We start from the raw sequence: 19,554 nt of genomic DNA on the forward strand, positions 1-19,554 counted from the left end.
GAGCGCTTCCAAGCCTGTGTCGTGACGCGCTCTCTCACGCCGAACCGGTACCCACTTCGGCGGAGAGCGCTCTAGGTTCGGGGATACCGCAGACGCGCCGTCCTCGGGCGAGGGCTCAGTGCCCCTCGAACTCCATCAGGGTCCGCACGGTCACGCCCAGGTCGCGCAGGCGCTGGGCGCCCCCGATCTCCGGCAAGTCGATCACAAAGCAGGCCGCGACCACCTCGGCGCCGAGCTGCCTCAGCAGGTTCACCGCGGCCGTGGCGGTGCCGCCGGTGGCGATGAGGTCGTCCACCAGGATGACCCGATCGCCCTCGCGGATCGCGTCCACGTGGATCTCGATCTCGTCGGTGCCGTATTCGAGGGCATAGGCCGTCGAGACGGTCTTGTGGGGCAGCTTGCCCTTCTTGCGGATCGGCACGAAGCCCGAGGAGAGCTGATGCGCCACGGCTCCCCCGAGGATGAAGCCCCGCGCCTCGATGCCCGCCACCTGATCGATCCGCCCGCCCGCGAAGGGATGCACCAGGGAATCCACCGCCCGGCGGAAGGAGCGCGGGTCGCTGAGCAGCGTGGTGATGTCGCGGAAGACGATGCCCGGCTTCGGGTAATCCGGAATCGAGCGGATCGAATCCTTGAGGGCGCTGTGGCGGCGGGCTTCCATCATTCGGCCTTTTCGGGAAACGGGCGCCGGGGGTTAGAGCAGAAGGCGCGGCGCAGGGCCAGAGGGTTTCCGGATGCGCCGCCGCCGCTCCTGCGGCGCGGAGCGATCACCCATTCGTGGCTCGGCTTGGCACCCCCACTCCTCAGGCCGCGGCGTTCGCCTTCTTCAGGATCGCCACCAGCTCCCGGTGCAACACCTCGTTGCCGCAGGCGACGGAGCGGGCGACCATCGGCTCGGCGCCGCCATCGGCGTTGCTGACGAAGCCGCCGGCCTCGCGCACCAGGATCACACCCGCGGCGATGTCCCAGGTCTGCAGGTCGCGCTCCCAGTAGAGGTCGTTGCGGCCGCAGGCGACGTAGGCGAGGTCGAGGGCGGCCGAACCGAAGCGGCGCGCTCCGCCGGTCACCGCCATCACGGCGGCGACCTCGCGCAGGAGGCGCGGATGGCTGCCGCGGCCGAGATAGGGCGAGCCGTAGGCGACGAGGGCGTCGGCCAGATCCGTGCGGCCGGAGACGCGCAGGCGGCGGTTGTTCAGGTAGGCGCCCTTGCCGCGCTCGGCCATGAACAGCTCGTCCTTGATCGGATCGTAGACCACGCCGGCCACGATCTGGCCCTCGCGCTCGAGTCCGACCGAGATCGCGAAATGCGGGATGCCGTGCAGGAAGTTGGTGGTGCCGTCGAGCGGGTCGACATGCCAGGTGTGGCTCTTGTCGCTGCCCTCGATCGTGCCGGACTCCTCCATCACGAGGCCGTAGCCGGGACGGGCCTTCATCAGGGCCTCGCGCAGCACCTCCTCGGCCTTGCGGTCGGCGGCCGAGACGAAGTTGCCGGGGCCCTTGCGCGAGACCTGCAGGTTCTCGACCTCGCCGAAATCGCGCTTGAGGCCGCGGGCGGCCTTGCGCACGGCGTCGACCATCACGGTCATGAGGGGAGAATTGATCATCGGGCAGATTTTCGAAGACAGGTCGGGGACGGGATTGGCACGCGTTCTATACGGCTTGGCGCCCGGTGCCACGGCTTTTCGCGAATGCAAGCCATCCCCTGCAAGCCCACGGCGCGATCGACGCGCGGAAACGCCGCCGGACTGGACGATCCGGCGCGGCGCCCAATCCTTCCCGGCAGTCCCGCGGCGGCGGCCCTGTCCGGCCGGCGCCCCCTCTCCAGGCCGAGGTCCTCGATGAAAGCCGTGACGCTGCGCCAGCCCGCCGGGCTCGACAATCTCGTGACCGTCGAGCGGGCGGATCCCGGCCAGCCGGGGCCGGGCGCGATCCGCGTCCGGCTCCATGCGAGCTCGCTGAACTTCCACGATTACGCCGTGGCCACCGGCGCGATCCCCGCCGCGGAGGGGCGCATCCCCCTGTCGGACGGCGCCGGAATCGTGGAGGCGGTCGGCGAGGGCGTCGAGGAGTTCTCCGCGGGCGACCGCGTCGTGTCGTGCTTCTTCCCGCATTGGAGCGACGGCGCGCCGCCCATCGCCGATTTCTCGAAGACACCCGGCGACGGGATCGACGGCTATGCCCGCGAGGTCGTCTGCGTGCCGGCGACCTGGTTCACGCGGGCGCCCCGCGGCTACGAGCACGCGGAGGCCGCGACCCTGACCACCGCCGGGCTCACCGCCTGGCGCGCCCTCGTTCCGCAGGGCGGGCTCAAGGCGGGCGATTCCGTGCTGGTGCTCGGCACCGGCGGCGTCTCGATCTTCGCGCTGCAATTCGCCAAGGCCATGGGCGCGACCGTCATCGCCACCTCCTCCTCGGACGCGAAGCTGAAACGCGCCCGTGCGCTGGGGGCCGATCACGGGATCAACTACCGCCGGGAGCCCGAATGGGGCGCCAAGGTCATCGAACTCACGGAAGGTCGCGGCGTCGACCACGTGATCGAGGTGGGCGGCCCGGCCACGCTGGCCCAATCGATCGCCGCCTGCCGGATCGGCGGCCACATCGCCCTGATCGGGATCCTGACGGGCTGGGAGGGGCAGGTGCCGACGGCCGCTCTGATGCTGCGCCAGCAGCGTCTGCACGGTCTCGTGGTGGGCAGCCGGCGGGAGCAGCAGGACATGATCCGCGCCATCGACGCCACCGGTTTGCACCCGGTGATCGACCGGACCTTCCCGCTCTCAGAGCTCGCCGACGCCTTCCGCTACGAGGAGAGCGCCGCGCATTTCGGGAAGATCTGCGTCACGATCTGAGGGCGGGCCGGCACCCGCTCAGTGCGCCTTCACCGCCTCGATCATCCGGGCGATGGTCTCGATCGAGTAGAAGTTGGCCGGCTTGAGGTAGGCCGGGGGAATCATGATGTCGAACGCCGCCTCGATCGCCACCATCAGGTTGACGAGATCGAGGGAGGACAGGCCGACATCCACGAGCGCGTCCTCCGGCCGGAAATCCCGGTCGCGCGCCTGCTGCGCCAGAATCTCCCGGGCGAGACCCATGGTGCGGTCCGTCACGTCGGCGGAAGCGATGTCCGTGCTCATGGGAAACGGTCCGGCAAAGCGCGTCGGGTCAACGTCGGCGTGATAGACTAGGGTAGTGGCGACCAAGGTGGGACACGCCCCCGGGATGGTCAACGAATTCTTTAACCCCAATCGATTCACGGTTAATTTTACGCAGTTTTTCCTACGTATTTGCGCTACCCTAAAATTCTACCGTGGCCCCCTTCGGGCCGATATAGGTTTCGTGTCATTCTCCAACTGTTCAACCCCCGAGCGAAACAGCTCCGGCGGAACAGGATCGCAAAAATTTCGAGCGCGACCATGACGATGCAGCAGAGAGCGACATCGCCGGGGCCGGAGGCTGCGGCGGCCGACCTGCGGAGCCGGGCGGACGCGGTGGCGGCGATCGCGGCACGCCATGCCGCTGCCGTCGACCGGGACGGCCGCTTCCCCGCGGAGGCGGTCGAGGCAATGCGGGCCCAGCGCCTGCTCGGCGCGGCGATTCCCCCGGACCTCGGCGGCGAGGGAAGCTCGATCCGCGCGCTCGCCGATGTCTGCTACGCGCTGGGCCGCGCCTGTGCCTCGGCGGCGATGATCTTCGCGATGCATCAGACCAAGGTCGCCTGCCTCGTGCGCCACGGGCGCGGCGAACCCTGGCGCGAGAGCGTGATGCGCCGCATCGCCAGCGAGCAGTGGCTGATGGCCTCCTCGACCACCGAGGGCAACAACGGCGGCAATGTCCGAGTCTCGACCGCCGCGATCGAGCCGGAGGGCGACGGCATCCGCCTCGACCGGGCCGCGACGGTCATCTCCTACGGCGCCGAGGCCGATGGGGTCGTCACCGTGGCCCGCCGGACGCCGGATTCCGCCCCCTCCGACCAGGTGCTCTGCGTCTTCCTGAAGGCGGATTACAGCCTGGAGCACCTGAGCGGCTGGCAGACCCTGGGCATGCGCGGCACCTGCAGCAGCGGCTTCCGCCTGCTCGCCCGGGGACGCCCCGAACAGGTGCTCGCCGCCCGCTACGCCGACATCCACGGCCAGACCATGACGCCGGTCTCCCATATCCTGTGGTCGAGCGTCTGGAGCGGCATCGCCGCCTGCACGCTGGACAAGGCCCAGGCCTTCACGCGCACGGCCATGCGCGGGGCCGGCGGCGCCGCGCCGCCGGGCGCCCTGCACTATGCCCGCGCCGTCTCGAGCCTGAAGCAGGCCCGTGCCCTGATCGGCCAGGCCCTCGACCGCTTCGACGCCGCGACCGGGGACCCTGCCGCCCTCTCGGCCTTGGATTTCCAGACGGCGATCACGATGCTCAAGGTCGAGGTCTCGGAGCTCGCCGTCGCGACCGCGATGAGCGCCCTGCGCGCCAACGGGCTCGCCGGCTACCGGGAGGACGGCCCGTTCAGCATCGGTCGCCACCTGCGCGACCTCCTCTCCGCGCCGCTCATGATCCACAACGACCGCATCCTGGCCAATCTCGCGACCGCCACTCTGATGGCCCCCGTCGCGGACTCCCTGAACGATTGAGCCCTTCCCGCGAGGATCGACGACCGTGAACATGTCCGTCACGGGCGCCCCGGCGGCGCCCCCGAAGCAGGATCCCCTCGACGCGCTGTTCGACGCGATGTTCCGGCCGATGGACGCCCAGGGCGTCTATGCGCGCACGGGCGCCTACGAATCCGTGGTGGAGGCGCTGGCCGCGCTGATCTCGGCGAAGCGCGAGGCGGAGACGGAGGTGTTCCGCTTCCCCCCCGTGATGAGCCGGGCGCATCTGGAACGGCACGGCTATCTCAAGAGCTTCCCGAACCTGCTCGGCTGCGTCTCCTGTCTCGACGGCACGGAGCAGGAGATCCTGGCCATCGCCGACCGCCACGCCACCGGCGGCGACTGGACGAGCGGGCTGACCACCGCCGACCTCGTGCTCACCCCGGCCGCCTGCTACCCGGTCTATCCGATCGCCGCCGCCCGCGGGCCGGTGCCGGAAGCCGGCTACCGCTTCGACGTGGCCTGCGACTGCTTCCGCCGGGAGCCCTCCCGGCATCTCGACCGGCTGCAATCCTTCCGGATGCGCGAATACGTCACCATCGGCACGCCGGAGCAGGTGGCCGCGTTCCGCGAGCGCTGGATCGTCAAGGCGACGGCGCTCGCCGACCAGCTCGGGCTTCCCTACACGGTCGAGCAGGCGAGCGACCCGTTCTTCGGCCGGCTCGGCCAGATCAAGGCCTTCAGCCAGCTCGAGGCGGCCCTGAAGTTCGAGCTGCTGGTGCCCCTGCGGGGCGAGGCGGCGGGCACCGCCTGCATGAGCTTCAACTATCACCGCGAGCATTTCGGCACGACCTGGGACCTGCGCCACGCCGATGGCGAGCCGGCCCATACCGGCTGCGTCGCCTTCGGCATGGACCGCCTCGCCGTGGCCCTGTTCGCGACCCACGGGGCCGAGATCGCGGCCTGGCCGGCCTCCGTCCGCGCCGCCCTGTCCCTCTGACCCGGCCCCGCCGGCGCGTGGACGCGTGATGCCCCTCGACCCGCACGTCAGGCGCTTCCTCGACATGATGGCCATGGGCGTCATGGCGAAGAGCGAGACCGGAGCCGGCGACGTCGCCGGCCGCCGGGAGAGCCTGCGCGTGCTGGCCCGGCTCGCGGCCGGGGCGCTTCCGCCGGTCGAGGCCTCCGCCCGGGCGCTGCCCCTGCCCGCGGGGCCCTGCGCGGCGCGGCTCTACGTCCCCGCCGAGGCGGAGGCGACGGGCCCCGGCCTCGTCTTCTTCCATGGGGGCGGGCTGGTGGCGGGGGACCTCGACACCCATGACGGGATCTGCCGGGGCCTCGCGGCCGCCGCCGGCTGCCGGATCGTCTCCGTGGCCTATCGGCTCGCCCCCGAGCACCCCTTCCCCGCGGGGCTCGAGGACGCGATCGCCGCCTTCGCCCATGTCGCCGGCACGGCCGGCGCCTTCGGCATCGACCCGGCGCGCCTCGCCATCGGCGGCGATTCCGCCGGGGCCGGCCTCGCCGCCCGGGTCGCCCAGGAGCTGCGGGGCACCGCTGCGGCCATCGCCGCGCAGCTCCTGATCTGCCCGGTGCTCGACCTGCGCTGCGCCACATCCTCCCACCGCGACTTCGAGGAGGGCTACTTCCTCGACGGGCGCACGGTGCGGGCGGACATGGCGGCCTGCGGCGTCGCCGGACGCGCGGAGGATCCGCGGGTCTCGCCGCTGCTGGAGCCGGACCTCTCCGGCCTGCCCCCGGCCCAGATCCACACGGCGGAATTCGACATCGTCCGCGACGACGGCGCGGCCTATGCGGAACGCCTGACCCGGGCCGGAATCCCCGCGACCTATGCCTGCCATGCGGGCATGATCCATTTCTTCTACGGTCTCGGCCGCCTGGTGCCGAAATCGCAAACCATCCTGACCGAGATCGGAAGCGGGTTCGGCCCTCTGCTGCGCGGCGCATCCGCGGCGCGGCCCGACCTCGGCGATCGCCCGAGCCAACGGAGAGCATCATGAGCCTGCGTTCGACCATCGTCGCCGAGATCGAGGCGATCACCCGCGACAACGACAAGACGATGCCGCCGATCACCGACGATCTCGTGCTGCTCGATACCGACTTCGATTCGCTCTGCTTCGCCCTCCTCGTCGCCCGGATGGAGGACCGCATCGGCATCGATCCGTTCAGCGAGGTCGAGGTGGCGGACCTGCCGGTCACGGTCGGCGATCTCGTCGCGCTCTACGACCGCGCCGCCGCGGCGGCCTGAAGCCATGTTCCTCCGCGACGGCCTGCGGCGCGCGGCGAGCCTCGACGGCCTGTTCCTGGCGGACCGGCACGGGCGGCGCCCCCTGCGCGCGATCCTGGATGCGCCCCGCCGGGCCGATCTCGGCGCGACGCTCGCCGGACGCTCGGTGCTGCTGGCGACCGGCGGCCAGATGGCTTCGGCGCGGGCGATGCTCGCCCTCGACGGGCTGGTGCGGCGGATGGTGCTGGTGCCCCCCGGCCTGCCGGGAGACCAGATCGCCCGGATCCTGGCCGATGCCGAGATCGACCTCTGCGTCACCGACGCGGACTACGCCCACCCGGAGGCGCTCGGTGCCCTGCCCTGCCTCGAGGCGGCGGAGGCCGCCCTCGCCCCGGAGGTGGAGACGCCGCAGCCCACGGAATGGGTGCTGACCACATCGGGCACGACCGGCGCGCCCAAGCTCGTCGCCCACACGCTCGAAGGGCTCGCCGGCGGCATCAACACCGCGGCCGTGCCCGATCCCGGCACGGTCTGGACCACCTTCTACGACATTCGCCGCTATGGCGGCCTGCAGATCTTCCTGCGGGCGATCCTCGGCCCCGCCCCGCTCGTCCTCTCCGATGCGGAGGAGCCGGTGCGCGACTTCATCCTGCGGGCGGCGGAGGCGGGCGTCACGCACATCCTGGGCACGCCCTCGCATTGGCGCCTCGCCCTGATGAGCGCCGCCCTGCCCCGGCTCGCGCCGCGCTACGTGCGCCTGTCGGGGGAGATCGCCGACCAAGCGATCCTCGACCTACTCCGCGCCGCCTTCCCCGAAGCGCGGATCGCCCATGCCTATGCCTCGACGGAGGGCGGCGTCGGCTTCACCGTCGAGGACGGGCGCGAGGGCTTCCCCGCGAGCCTGATCGGCGAGCGGGCCGGCATCGAGATCGTGGTGCGCGAGGACAGCCTGCATGTGCGCTCGAAGCGTACCGGCCGCCGCTATCTCGGCGCCGAGGCCGCACCCCTCACCGACGCGGAGGCCTTCGTCGATACCGGCGACCTCGTGGAGAGACGGGGCGAGCGCTACTATTTCCTCGGCCGGCGCAGCGGCGTGATCAATGTCGGCGGTGCCAAGGTCCAGCCGGAAGAGGTCGAGACCGTCATCAACGGCCATCCGCAGGTCTCGATGTCCCGGGTGCGGGCACGGCCGAACCCGATCCTCGGCGCCGTGGTCGAGGCGGAGGTGGTCCTGCGCGAGCCCTCGGCCGCGGCGACGGACCCGGCCGCGCTGAAGAGCGCCATCATCGCCCATTGCCGGCCCCACCTCGCCAAGCACAAGGTGCCGGTGAGCGTGCGGTTCGTGCCCGACCTGCCGCTCTCCTCCGGCGGCAAGCTGCTGCGGAGACCCTGATGAGCGAGCGCCGCACCGTCATCGTCACCGGGGCGAGCCGGGGCATCGGCCTCGCCATCGCCTCGGCGCTGGCCGCGGACGGCTTCCGCGCCGTCGCCGTGGCCCGCCGCGCCTCGGACGCCTTCGAGGCGGCGGCGGCGCAGGCGGAAAGCGGGGCGATGCATTTCACGGCCTGCGACCTCGGCCAGACCGAGGCGCTGCAGCCGCTGGTGCGCCGCATCCGGGCCGAGCACGGGCCGATCTACGGCCTCGTCAACAACGCCGCCATCGGCACGCCCGGGCTGCTCGCGACCATGCCCGACCGGGAGATCGCCGAGCTGGTCACGCTCAACACCCTCGCCCCGATGCTGCTCACGAAATACGTGGCGCGGGGGATGATGGCAGCGGGCGCCGGCCGCATCGTCAATGTCAGCTCGATCATCGCCTTCACCGGCTACAACGCCCTGTCGGTCTATGCCGCGACCAAGGCCTCAATGATCGGCTTCACCCGGTCCCTCTCCCGCGAGGTCGGCCGCCTCGGCGTCACCGTGAACGCCGTCGCCCCGGGCTTCATCGAGACGGCGATGACGGAGGGCATAGACGAAGCCGAGCGCGACCGCGTCGCCAAGCGCAGCGCCCTGCGCCGCCTGCCGGCCCCGGAGGACGTGGCCCATGCCGTCGCCTACCTGATGTCCGACAAGGCCCGGAACGTGACCGGCACGGTGCTGACGGTGGATGCGGGCAGCACGGCTTGAGAGAATTCGGTCTCAAGACTCGAAGCCCGGCACGCAGCCGTCTCGGCAACACGCCGCACCACCTCCACCCTGAGATGCGAATTGCGCAAACACTCAACCCAAAATGAGTGTTTGGAGTGGACTTCACGAGCGGCCTCAGGCTAAGTCCGGCTTCGCTAAAGATCGAATGCAGCCAGACCACGCGAGGCATTTGCGATGCATGTCGGTGAGGAATTTGACCGAGCAAAGCATATCATAGAACTCGCACTCAATCCTCACGCCTATATATCTTACTCTCAGTTTGGCGAAGATCTTTTAATAGATATTATATTTCACGGAAAAACAGATCCTGGTTTTTATGTCGACGTGGGCGCGCACCATCCGAAGAGGCTGTCAAATACCTATCTGTTATACAAAAAAGGCTGGCGCGGCATCAACATTGAGGGCGACCCGAACCTCATAAAGCTTTTCGAAATTGAGCGCCCCGAGGATATAAATATCCCTGCTTTCGTTTCCGACAAATCCGAAAGCGTCGTTTTCAACCGTTTCAATGATACCGCCGTCAACACCATCTCCGCGGAAAAGAAGGCTTTCTACGCCTCCCGATGGGACATCGTCTCAAGTGAACAGATCACGACGCGACCGCTACGCGAGCTGCTTGACGAGCACATGCCCTCCGGCCGCACGATCGATCTGCTATCCGTCGATGTCGAAGGTGTCGACCTCAAAGTTCTTCAGGGAAACGACTGGAATCGCTATCGCCCGCGCCTCGTCATCGTCGAAGCCGAGGACCTCGATCTCATGCGGGCTGCCGATCACCCGATCGTCGCGTTCCTAGGACAGCAAGGATACAGATTGAGCGAGAAGCTGCACGTTTCGGCTTTCTTCCTGAGAAATTAGGAGACGGAGCCAAATGCTGTCGCCCGAACAGATCATCGGCGCATTCAATACGATCCTTCTCCGCGACCCCGATGGGCCTGAGCAGATCAGGTGGTGGCAGGATCATGGCATCAATCTTCGACATCTTCGCGACGGCCTGCTCGAATCCGAAGAATATCGCATCATGCGCGACCGCGAACGGATGGCCAAGACCGCCGCATCGCAGAGCTTCGAAACCGCACACCGGCTCATCGAAAAGCATTTCGGTGTCGTCCCTGAGAAGGCATCGGGATCCGCCCCGGCATCCCGGGACATCGCGCGGGCCCTGCGAGGCTTGGTCGAAAGGTCCGTTCCAAGTCTCGTCCTGGCACTCGGTGGCGAGACGGCGGAGCAATACGCGTGCTTCCTTGCATCCTGCGCGCAGAGCCCGACCATCGTCGTGAGCAACGCGACAACCGGGGAGTCACCGAGCGGTGTGGTTCGGGTTCCCGTTCCGGATCGCATGCTGCTCCACATCCTCGCCGGAGCCGAGATCACACCGGGACTCGCCGTGCTCAGGGCAGTGAAGCCGGAAGAGGCGCGAACCGCCTATCTGAGCCTGCCGGAAGTCGGCGCGATGATCTGCCTGCCTCCCTTCGATGCGGCCCTACGCGATGCACTCGACGGCGCCAGAGCGCTCGTATGGGGCGATGCCCTCCACATCGATGGGCACCTGCTGATCACCAAGGCAGTCTGGCCATTCTGCGTCGACTATCCGTCGGCACCGGAGCCGGCAACGGAAACCTTCGCCGGCCCGACCATCGCCCTGGCGGCCATCGTGAAGAACGAGGAGCGGCGCATTGCGAAGATGCTGCGCTCCTGCGCCGGGTTGGTAAGCCACGTCACGCTGGTCGATACAGGCTCGACCGATGGCACCCTCGACCAAGCCCGTGCCGCACTCGGCGATATGAAGGTGCCCTACAATATCGAGCACATCACCTTCATCGATTTCGCTCAGGCGCGGAATGCCGCGATTGCGGCGGTCCCCTCGTCCTGTGCGTGGATCCTCATGCTCGATGCGGACGAGTTCATCACGCCGACCGATGCACGGCGTCTCGCAGAGCTGACGACGTCCGGTGATGCGGACGCCTACGCACTGCCACGTTACAATCTGTGCGATGAGCTCGGGACACTCGGCCGCTATCCGGATCGACAGGCCCGATTCTTTCGAAACGCGCCCGACAGGCTACACTTTCGCAATCCTGTCCACGAAGCGCTCATCACGGCTGGGCGCCTCGGGTTTCCGCAAGCGAACATGGTGGCAATCGGCGGCTCGATGGGCGGCCCCCACATCCACCATGACGCGAAGATGAGCGTCGACGTGTTCGCCGAGAAATCCTCGTTCTACAAACGCTTATCCAGTCAATGACATCGGACGGCCAGGGAGAGAGAGCGAGGCCCGCTCACCCTCTTCAGCCGATGCGTGCCGCCAGTCTCTAAGGCAGCGGCACGCTTCCGAACTGGCCGAGGCGGTAGACGAGCGAGTCGGCCTCCTCGCGGGCGAGGCGCACCTCGCGCACGGCGCCGAGCAGGATCGCGTGGCTGTGGCGCTCGATCACCTCGTCGAGCTCGCAATCGATCAGCGCCTGCGCGCCGGCGAGGCCGAAGGCGCCCGAGCGCATCGGGACCCAGTCCGCGCCCTCGTAGCGGGCGGGACCGCGCAAGGCGCCGATCCCGGCGAAGCGCTCGGCCACGTCCTGGTGCTCGGCGCCGAGGACGCTCACGCAGAAATGCCGGCGCCGGGCGATGACCGGCCAGGTCGACGAGGCGCGGTTGACGCAGACGAGCATGGTCGGCGGGTCGACGGAGAGGGAGACGGCAGAGGTGGCCGTCATGCCGACGCGCTCCTCGCCCGTTCCCGCCGTGACGACCACGACGCCCCCGGCCAGGCGGCGCATCGCCATCTTCATCAGCGCCGCGCTCGCGAGCGGATTGGCGATCTCTCTGATCGGAACGTTCATCCCATCGTCCTCCGCTCGCGTCCCCTCGAAGCCGTCCGGTGAAAGGGGGCCTCGCCCCGTCGTCGCCTCGGCCATCACCGCGCCTCCGCCGGCACCGGGCGCCGAGCCGCGTCGCGATGCGGCGCTTCGGCCTCCGCCAGGGCCGCCACCGATTCCAGCACGCGCCGGTCGGCGCGGCGGGCGAGGCGCCGGAAATGGCGGGCCGACCAGAGGAAGGTCGCAAGTTCGGACGCCGCCAGGCCCATCAGGGCGAAGGGCGCGGGCCGCGTGAGCAGGATCGGGATCATGATCGCGAAACCGAGGATCGCGGCGGCGATGGCCCCCCAGGCGATGGTCCGGAAGGCCGCGGAGGCCTCCAGATACGCGCGGGGGATGGCGTAGAGAAGCGAGATCGTCACCACGCTCCACACGCCGAAGCCGATCCAGTTCATGGGCTCGTGGCTGAAGCGGCCCTTGAACAGGGAATGCTCGATCAGGGGCAGAAGCCCCCACATCGCGGCCCCGTAGACGAGGCAGGCGACGGCGATCACCACGGTGGAGCGCACCACGATCCAGTAGGCGGGGCGCATCCTGCCCTGAGCGAGCAGCGCCGTGATCTCGGCGAGCACCATGTTGGTGAGCGCGTTGGTGGGGATGCGCAGGGGCGCGAACAGCACCAGGGTCGCGGCGATCGGCGCGTAGCTCGCCGGCCCGACGATCGTGGCGAAGGCGAGGGTCAGCCCCTGCCCCTGCACGGTGATGCTGGTGACGCCGGTGAGCGACCACAGAAGGGTGCGCCACAGGGCGAGATAGCGCCGCCAGAGCGAGCGTCGCAGGGTGAAGCGCAGGGGCCGGCGCAGCGCCAGATAGGACACGCCGATGCCCGCGGCATGGGCGAGGGCGAGCGACAGGAAGGCATGGTCGAGGAGAACGACGTCGCTCCCGTGCAGGCTCGCCAGCGCGAAGACCAGGCCGAGGCCGGCATAGACCGCGTCGCTCAGGCCGGCGATCCGAGAGGCCTTCCGGGCGAGCAGCACGATGCGCAGGTAGCTGCGGAAGGCGTAGAGGGCGATGAAGGCCCCGGCCGCGAGGGCACCGGAGCCGATGACGGGCACGAGCGCCGCCACGGCGAGGAGGCCCATGCCGAGGGCCACGACGAGGGCGCCCGAGCCGAACACCACGTCGTAGCCGCGCTCGGCCGGACGGCCGAGGCTGCGCGAGAGGAACAGGGTCGCCGGCACCGCGACGAGGGCGCGGATATAGGCGATGCCCACCGCGCCGCTGGTGAACACGATGGCGAACAGCCCGTAATCGTGCTGGCTGAGAGTCCGCACGAGCACGATATTCAGGACGAAATGGAACAGGCTCTGGATCAGCTCGCCCGACAGGATCACGGCGAAGCGGCTTCCGAAGCCGCCACGCCCTCCCGCCGCCGCCGAGGCTTTGGCGGACAGGCGGCCGAGCACGGACGCGGTCAGACTCGCGATCATGCCGAGACGCCCCGCATTGCCTTTCTCTCCTCGCGCCGCCCCGTTCCTCGGGGTTCTGCCGGAGGACCGGATCCCGGGCCCCGTGCCGAACCGATATTGGCCCGCTTATCGGCCCCTAAAGAGCAAGTTCGAGACCCCCTTCAAGGGCACGAACTGTGTGGATCCGACACGGGATCCGTCCCTGTAACGAGACGGTTGTGCCGACCGGGGACGGACGAGGGCGACGCATGACGACGCAAGCTGAAGGTCTTTCCGATGCCATCAAGCCGTCTCCGACGGATCCGGTGCAACGGCGCTCCGTACGCTGCCGGAAGATCGAGGCGCAGGATCTCGATGCCCTGGCGCTCCTGCTGGCACAGGGCTTCCCGGTCCGCGACGCGGCATCCTGGCGCGCGTCTCTCGAACGGATCCACGCCTGGACAAAGGCGGAAGCCCTGCCCGGAATGGGCTTCGTGCTCGCCGAAGGAGACAGGCTGGTCGGAAGCCTGCTGACGGTCTACGCGGCCGGCGGCCGGCGTTGCAGCGTCTCGAGCTGGTACGTGGCCGAAGGCTATCGCCGCTACAGCATGACCCTCGTGAGCGCCGCATTGCGCGATCGCTCGGTGATCTATCTCAACATCTCGGCGGAGCGCTACACCGCGCCGATCATCAAGGCACAGGGCTTCGTCTGCTACAACGAGGGCGTCGCGCTGGCCGCCCCGCTCCTGGCGCTGCCGCGGTTCGGCGGCGCCGAGGTCCTCTGGGAGACGCCCGACGGCGCGTTCGACCTCGACCCGGCCGAGGTCGCGCTCATGGAGCATCACAGGCGGCTCGGCTGCGTCGCCTTCTGGTGCCTCACTGGCGGAAAGGCCTATCCCTTCGTGGTGGCGCGGCGGATGGTCCGGGGCCGTCTCCCGATCGCCCAGGTGATCTATTGCGCGGCAGAGACCGACTGGAGGCTCCTGTCGCCGGCGATCGGCCGTGCGCTCGCACGCCACGGCCTGTTCCTGCTCGTGCTCGACGCGAACGGCCCGGTGCCGGGCCTGCCCAGCCGCTTCCTGCCCGGCCGCATGCCGAAATATTTTCGCGGCACGCAGGCGCCCCGGCTGGGCGACCTCGCTTATACGGAAGCGGCGCTGATCGGGACCTGAAGCGTCCCTCTGCAAATCGTCACGAGCAGAGGCCCTAGCCTCTGCGGCGCGGGATGGCACGGGCAACGCATCCCATGCCGGAGCTTCGCGGCCGACACGCCGCGCAGGCTCCCGAGGACGGCGCCCACGACCCACCGGATCTCCTCCATGCACGACACAGACGGATCCCGACCCCGCAGCGCCGCCCAGGCGCTCGTCGACCAGCTCGTGGTCAACGGCGTGACCCACGTCTTCACCGTGCCCGGCGAGAGCTTCCTGCCGGTGCTCGACGCGCTCTACGATTCCGGCATCAATGTCACGGTCTGCCGCCAGGAGGGCGGCGCGGCGATGATGGCGGAGGCCCATGGCAAGGCCACGGGCCGGCCGGGCATCTGCTTCGTCACCCGGGGGCCGGGGGCGACCAATGCCTCGGCGGGCATCCACATCGCCCAGCAGGATTCGACGCCGATGATCCTGTTCGTCGGGCAGGTCGAGCGCTCCCTGCGCGACCGCGAGGCCTGGCAGGAGGTCGATTACCGCGCCGCCTTCGGGCCGATCGCCAAATGGGCGACCGAGATCGACCAGGGCGCCCGGGTGCCGGAATATGTCTCCCGCGCCTTCCACGCCGCCACCGGTGGACGGCCCGGCCCGGTGGTGGTGGCGCTGCCCAAGGACATGCTGAAGGAGGCCGCGCCGGGACCGCTGGCGCCCGCCTTCGTACCAGTCGAGGCCGCGCCCGGCCCCGAGGAGATGGAGCGGCTCGCCGCCCTTCTCGCGGAGGCGGAGAGCCCGTTCCTGCTGCTCGGCGGAAGCCGCTGGAGCGCACAGGCCTATGCGGAGATCCGCAGCTTCGCGGAGCGCTTCGACCTGCCGGTCGCCACGAGCTATCGCCGGCTGCCGCTCTTCGATCCGCTGCACCCGAACTACGCGGGCGATCTGGGGCTCGCCGCCAATCCGAAGCTCGTTGCCCGGGCGAAGGCCGCCGACCTGCTGATCGTCCTCGGCGGCCGCCTCGGCGAGGTCGCGAGCCAGACCTACAGCCTGCTCGAAATCCCGGGGCCGCGGACCCGGCTCGTCCATATCCATCCGGGGCCGGAGGAGCTCGGACGGGTCTACGTGCCCCATCTCGGAATCGTGGCCACACCGACCCGCATGGCTGCCGCCCTGGCGCAGCTCGCGCCGCCCCCCGCGAAGCCCTGGTCCGATCAGGCCCGGGCGGCCCATGCGGACTACCTCGCCTGGAGCGAGACGGCGACGCCGCAGCCGGGCCCGGTCAATCTCGGCGCGGTGATGGTCCATCTGCGCGCGGCGCTGCCCGAGGACGCGATCCTCTGCAACGGCGCCGGCAACTACGCGGCCTGGATCCACCGCTTCTACCGCTTCCGCCGGTTCGCCACCCATCTGGCGCCGACCTCCGGCTCCATGGGCTACGGCGTGCCCGCGGCGGTAGGGATGAAGCGCCTCCACCCGGAGCGGGTGGTGGTCTCCCTCAACGGCGACGGCGACTTCCTGATGAACGGCCAGGAATTCGCGACCGCCGTGCAATACGGGCTCAACATTCTCTTCATCGTCGCGGACAATGCGAGCTACGGCACGATCCGCATGCACCAGGAGCGGGATTTCCCGGGCCGCGTCTGCGCGACCGACCTCGTGAACCCGGATTTCGCCGCCTATGCCCGGGCCTTCGGCGGCTTCGGCGTCACGGTCGAGCGCACGGAGGATTTCCCGGCCGCCCTCGAAGCTGCCCGCGCCTCCGATCAGCCCGCGATCATCCACCTCAAGATGTCCACCGACGCGATCGCACCGGGCATGACGCTCACCGCGATCCGGGAGAAGGCGCTGGCGGTACGGTGAGACGATCCGGAAGCGGGGGGCTCGGCGCGCCGCTTGTAAGCCGATCCCCGCTCCCCTCCCCTCTCGGAGATGTCGGTCGAAGTCTCATACCTGCTGCGCAAGGACGAGCCGGTGGCTCACTTCGTGACGGCGGTGCCGCTCACCTGAGCGGCCACCGCGCCCTCCTCACCCGAGCCTGTGATGCGCGAAGTCCCAGTAGAGCTGGCGGGCGCGGCGGAAGAGCGGGCCGGGCTCGAAGCGGATCTCGTCGAGGCCGATGACCGGGGCGACCTTGGCGAAGTTGCCGGCGGTGAAGACCTCGTCGGCATGGAGGAAGTCCGCGTAGGCGAGCGTCTTCTCCACCACCGTGACGCCGTCGCCGCGCAGGAGGTCGATCACCCGCGCCCGGGTGATGCCGGCGAGGAAGGTACCGTTGGGAACCGGTGTGTAGACCACCCCGTCCCTGGCGAAGAAGGCGTTGGCGTTGGCGAACTCGGCGATGTTGCCGAGCCCGTCGCGCATCAGGCAGTTGCCGAAGCCCCGCGACAGGGCCTCCGTGAGCGCCCGGGCGCCGTTGGGGTAGAGGCAGCCCGCCTTGGCATCCACCGGCGCCACCTCGATCGAGGGGCGGCGGAAGGGGGAGAGCGTCGCCTTGACGCCCGAAGGCAGCGGCATCGGCGCGTGATACAGGCAGAGGCACCAATTGGTGGACTCGGGATCGAAGCGCACGCCGCCGGCGAAGCCCGATTCCGCCCAGTACATCGGCCGGATGTAGAGCTCGGCCCCGTCGGGGAAGCGGGCGAGCCCCTCGCGCACGAGGGCGTCCCATTCCGCGACGCTCAGCTTGGGCTTGAGCCCCAGGGCCGTGGCGGAGCGGTTGACCCGGGCGAGGTGCCGGTCGAGGTCGGGCGTCATCCCCTCGAAGGCACGGGCCCCATCGAAGACCGTGGAGGCGAGCCAGGCGCCATGCGTGCGCGGCCCCATGATCCGCACGTTCCCCGGGTGCCAGGCGCCCTCGAAAAAGGTCCAGGTGTCCGGGTCCGGTGCCGTCATGGCGCATTTCTCTCACGCTTGCCCGGCCGAGCCGAGACGGCTTCGGCCTCCTGCCGCGCCCGAGAGGCCCGGGCGCAGCGGACATCGCCGATCAGGCCGCCTCGGTGGCGCCGATCTGGAAGCCGCCGGCAGTGGCGGGCTTGCGCCTCAGCATCCGGCCGATCCGGCCGGTCGCGCGCAAGGCGAAGCCGACGACCTTGGGCGTGGTGCGGCGGCAGAAGGCGACCTTCTTGACGTAGGTCTCGACGTGCCAGTCGCACACCGCACCGCGGGGCAGGAACAGCACGTCGCCCGGTCCGAAGGTCCTGGCCGGATTATGGCCGTCGGAGATCGTGGCCGAACCTTCGAGGAAGTAGATCGTCTCGTCGATCTCGTAGATCCACTGGAACTTGCCCGCCGTGCAGTCCCAGACCAGGGTGCTGGCGAGACCGTCGTCGCTGCGCGAGAGCGTCGCGTTGCGGGCGACCGGTGTCCCCTCGCGGATCCAGCTCGGCTCGATCGGGGCCGACCTCAACTCCACGGAGGTCACGGAAGGAATCATCGGTTTCGTCGCCAAGGCCACCCCCCTTTGCGGATGAAGGCAGCGCTCGGAACCGTCCGAAAAGCTGCTTCGCGAGAAAGAGCGGGAATCTTCCCCCAACACAAGTGCCGGCGAAGCACATCATTAACGCGATCACAGAGAATCTGCGATCGCACCGCACGATTGTACTGTTTTCGCCATTATTGACCTGTGCCCCTGAGGGACATCTGTTTCACCGCGGGATGGAAATCCGCATTCGCGCGGGGGGCCTTCGACCTCAGCCTTGCCTGCCGCGCGAGGACGTTCACCTCGGGCGGGGCGTTTCCGTAGGGGAAATCCCGCGCCGCGCCCTTTCACCACCTTCCGAAACCGGTCGTCTCCATTTGATACGGCGGCTGCTGGTGTGTGCCTTGCTGTGAAGGCCATCGAGCCCTGCGCCCGGAGGCGAATCGTCCCATGCGTCCCGAAACCATCGCCGTCCATGCCGGCTTCGAGCACGATCCGACGACGCATGCGGTGGCGGTGCCGATCTACCAGAGCGTGGCCTACGCCTTCGACAGCGCCGACCACGGCGCGGCCCTGTTCAACCTCGAGGAGGAAGGCTTTCGCTACAGCCGGATCGCCAACCCTACGGTCGCGGTGCTGGAGCGGCGGGTCGCGGAGCTGGAAGGCGGCCACTCGGCATTGGCCGTGGCCACGGGCCAGGCGGCGCTGCACTACGCCATTGCGACGCTCGCGGACCATGGCGGCAACATCGTCTCCGTGCCGCAGCTCTACGGCACCACCCACACGCTGCTCGCCCATGTGCTTCCGCGCCAGGGCATCCGGTGCCGCTTCGCCGAGAGCGACGCCCCGGAGGCGATCGCCGCGCTGATCGACGACGACACCCGCGCCGTCTATTGCGAGTCGATCGGCAACCCCGCCGGCAACATCTGCGACATCGAAGCGCTCGCCGCCGTCGCGCATGAGCGGGGCGTACCGCTGATCGTCGACAACACCGTGCCGACCCCGATCCTGATGCGGCCGATCCGATACGGCGCCGACATCGTCATCGCCTCGCTCACCAAGTTCATGGGCGGCCACGGCACCACCCTGGGCGGCGTCATCGTCGATTCCGGCCGGTTCGACTGGGCGGCGCAGGCGCGACGCTTCCCGATGTTCTCGACGCCGGACGTCTCGTATCACGGCCTCGTCTACACGGATCATTTCGGCCCGGGCGCCTTCGCGGCGCGGGCGCGCAGCGTCTACCAGCGCACCACCGGGGCGGTGCTGCCGGCCATGAGCGCATTCCTGCTGCTCCAGGGCATCGAGACCGTGGCTCTGCGCGTCGAGCGGCACGTGGAGAACGCGCGCAAGGTGGCCGAATTCCTGCGCGCGCATCCCGGCATCGCCTGGGTGAACTATGCCGGCTTCCCGGACAGCCCGCATCACGCCATGGCGCAGAAATACCTGAACGGCCAGGGCTCGTCGCTGCTGACCTTCGGCGTGCATGGCGGCTTCGAAGCGGGGAAGGCGTTCTACGACGCGCTCACCCTGGTGAAGCGCCTCGTGAATATCGGCGATGCCAAGTCGCTCGCCTGCCACCCGGCCTCGACCACCCACCGCCAGATGACGCGCGAGGAGCAGCGCTTGGCCGGTGTCTTCCCCGAGATGATCCGGCTCAGCGTCGGTATCGAGCATATCGACGACATCACCGAGGACCTCGACCAGGCGCTGCGTGCTGCCGAGACCAGGGGCCGCACGGCCTGAGGTTTCTTACGCAAGCGAGA

The 19,554-nt window shown here is 69.2% G+C and carries 19 protein-coding genes; 12 read left to right on the plus strand and 7 right to left on the minus strand.

Annotated elements, in window-relative coordinates; genetic code table 11:
• Positions 1-115: 115 nt before the first annotated feature.
• Entirely contained in the window at positions 116-661 is a 546-nt protein-coding gene (locus MFF21_RS12850) for an adenine phosphoribosyltransferase (protein WP_238311757.1), read from the minus strand.
• A 142-nt stretch (positions 662-803) separates the two neighbouring features.
• Positions 804-1,604 (minus strand): inositol monophosphatase family protein, encoded by an 801-nt coding sequence (locus MFF21_RS12855; RefSeq protein ID WP_238311515.1) that lies wholly within the window; start codon positions 1,602-1,604, stop codon positions 804-806.
• A 234-nt stretch (positions 1,605-1,838) separates the two neighbouring features.
• Here MFF21_RS12855 and MFF21_RS12860 point away from each other — a divergent pair, with 234 nt between their 5' ends.
• On the plus strand, positions 1,839-2,846 hold the full coding sequence (locus MFF21_RS12860; RefSeq protein WP_238311516.1) for a zinc-dependent alcohol dehydrogenase family protein: 1,008 nt from the start codon (positions 1,839-1,841) through the stop codon (positions 2,844-2,846).
• Positions 2,847-2,864: 18 nt separating this feature from the next.
• Here the strand turns inward: MFF21_RS12860 and MFF21_RS12865 are convergent, their stop codons facing one another.
• Positions 2,865-3,131: a phosphopantetheine-binding protein gene (locus MFF21_RS12865; RefSeq protein WP_238311517.1), complete on the minus strand. Its 267-nt coding sequence runs from the start codon at positions 3,129-3,131 to the stop codon at positions 2,865-2,867.
• A gap of 279 nt (positions 3,132-3,410) precedes the next feature.
• Between MFF21_RS12865 and MFF21_RS12870 the strand changes: the two genes are divergently transcribed.
• From MFF21_RS12870 to MFF21_RS12905, 8 genes are all read left to right on the plus strand, one after another.
• On the plus strand, positions 3,411-4,613 hold the full coding sequence (locus MFF21_RS12870) for an acyl-CoA dehydrogenase family protein (RefSeq protein WP_373325000.1): 1,203 nt from the start codon (positions 3,411-3,413) through the stop codon (positions 4,611-4,613).
• A 25-nt stretch (positions 4,614-4,638) separates the two neighbouring features.
• Positions 4,639-5,571, plus strand: a complete 933-nt coding sequence (locus tag MFF21_RS12875; protein ID WP_373325002.1) for an amino acid--[acyl-carrier-protein] ligase — start codon at positions 4,639-4,641, stop codon at positions 5,569-5,571.
• Positions 5,572-5,599: 28 nt separating this feature from the next.
• Positions 5,600-6,589 (plus strand): alpha/beta hydrolase, encoded by a 990-nt coding sequence (locus tag MFF21_RS12880; RefSeq protein ID WP_238311519.1) that lies wholly within the window; start codon positions 5,600-5,602, stop codon positions 6,587-6,589.
• A complete protein-coding gene (locus MFF21_RS12885) occupies positions 6,586-6,837 on the plus strand; it encodes an acyl carrier protein (protein WP_238311520.1) in 252 nt (83 codons plus the stop codon). The genes MFF21_RS12880 and MFF21_RS12885 overlap by 4 nt, the downstream gene beginning before the upstream one ends.
• Positions 6,838-6,841: 4 nt before the next feature.
• The gene (locus MFF21_RS12890; RefSeq protein WP_238311521.1) at positions 6,842-8,209 is read left to right on the plus strand and encodes a class I adenylate-forming enzyme family protein; all 1,368 of its coding nucleotides are present in this window, start codon (positions 6,842-6,844) and stop codon (positions 8,207-8,209) included.
• Entirely contained in the window at positions 8,209-8,943 is a 735-nt protein-coding gene (locus tag MFF21_RS12895) for an SDR family NAD(P)-dependent oxidoreductase (protein ID WP_238311522.1), read from the plus strand. The genes MFF21_RS12890 and MFF21_RS12895 overlap by 1 nt, the downstream gene beginning before the upstream one ends.
• Before the next feature lie 195 nt (positions 8,944-9,138).
• A complete protein-coding gene (locus MFF21_RS12900) occupies positions 9,139-9,822 on the plus strand; it encodes an FkbM family methyltransferase (RefSeq protein WP_238311523.1) in 684 nt (227 codons plus the stop codon).
• Positions 9,823-9,835: 13 nt separating this feature from the next.
• Positions 9,836-11,209, plus strand: a complete 1,374-nt coding sequence (locus MFF21_RS12905) for a glycosyltransferase (RefSeq protein WP_238311524.1) — start codon at positions 9,836-9,838, stop codon at positions 11,207-11,209.
• Positions 11,210-11,276: 67 nt separating this feature from the next.
• Here MFF21_RS12905 and MFF21_RS12910 read toward each other — a convergent pair whose 3' ends face one another.
• The gene (locus tag MFF21_RS12910; RefSeq protein WP_238311525.1) at positions 11,277-11,801 is read right to left on the minus strand and encodes a flavin reductase family protein; all 525 of its coding nucleotides are present in this window, start codon (positions 11,799-11,801) and stop codon (positions 11,277-11,279) included.
• A 74-nt stretch (positions 11,802-11,875) separates the two neighbouring features.
• A complete protein-coding gene (locus MFF21_RS12915; RefSeq protein ID WP_238311526.1) occupies positions 11,876-13,270 on the minus strand; it encodes an MATE family efflux transporter in 1,395 nt (464 codons plus the stop codon).
• Between the two features lie 227 nt (positions 13,271-13,497).
• Between MFF21_RS12915 and MFF21_RS12920 the strand changes: the two genes are divergently transcribed.
• Both MFF21_RS12920 and MFF21_RS12925 read left to right on the plus strand, forming a co-directional pair.
• On the plus strand, positions 13,498-14,400 hold the full coding sequence (locus tag MFF21_RS12920) for a hypothetical protein (protein WP_238311527.1): 903 nt from the start codon (positions 13,498-13,500) through the stop codon (positions 14,398-14,400).
• Between the two features lie 147 nt (positions 14,401-14,547).
• Positions 14,548-16,233 (plus strand): thiamine pyrophosphate-binding protein, encoded by a 1,686-nt coding sequence (locus MFF21_RS12925; RefSeq protein ID WP_238311528.1) that lies wholly within the window; start codon positions 14,548-14,550, stop codon positions 16,231-16,233.
• A 165-nt stretch (positions 16,234-16,398) separates the two neighbouring features.
• Here MFF21_RS12925 and MFF21_RS12930 read toward each other — a convergent pair whose 3' ends face one another.
• Together MFF21_RS12930 and MFF21_RS12935 are read right to left on the minus strand one after the other, a co-directional pair.
• Positions 16,399-17,265 carry a branched-chain amino acid aminotransferase gene (locus MFF21_RS12930; RefSeq protein WP_238311529.1) on the minus strand — a complete coding sequence of 289 codons (867 nt, stop codon included), beginning with the start codon at positions 17,263-17,265 and terminating at the stop codon, positions 16,399-16,401.
• A 91-nt stretch (positions 17,266-17,356) separates the two neighbouring features.
• Positions 17,357-17,806, minus strand: a complete 450-nt coding sequence (locus tag MFF21_RS12935) for a cupin domain-containing protein (RefSeq protein WP_238311530.1) — start codon at positions 17,804-17,806, stop codon at positions 17,357-17,359.
• 435 nt (positions 17,807-18,241) lie between these two features.
• Here MFF21_RS12935 and MFF21_RS12940 point away from each other — a divergent pair, with 435 nt between their 5' ends.
• Positions 18,242-19,534, plus strand: coding sequence for an O-acetylhomoserine aminocarboxypropyltransferase/cysteine synthase family protein (locus tag MFF21_RS12940; RefSeq protein ID WP_238311531.1), 1,293 nt, complete (start codon positions 18,242-18,244; stop codon positions 19,532-19,534).
• The last annotated feature ends 20 nt before the right edge of the window (positions 19,535-19,554 follow it).

Source organism: Methylobacterium organophilum, from assembly GCF_022179465.1.
Classification (GTDB): Bacteria; Pseudomonadota; Alphaproteobacteria; order Rhizobiales; family Beijerinckiaceae; genus Methylobacterium; species Methylobacterium organophilum.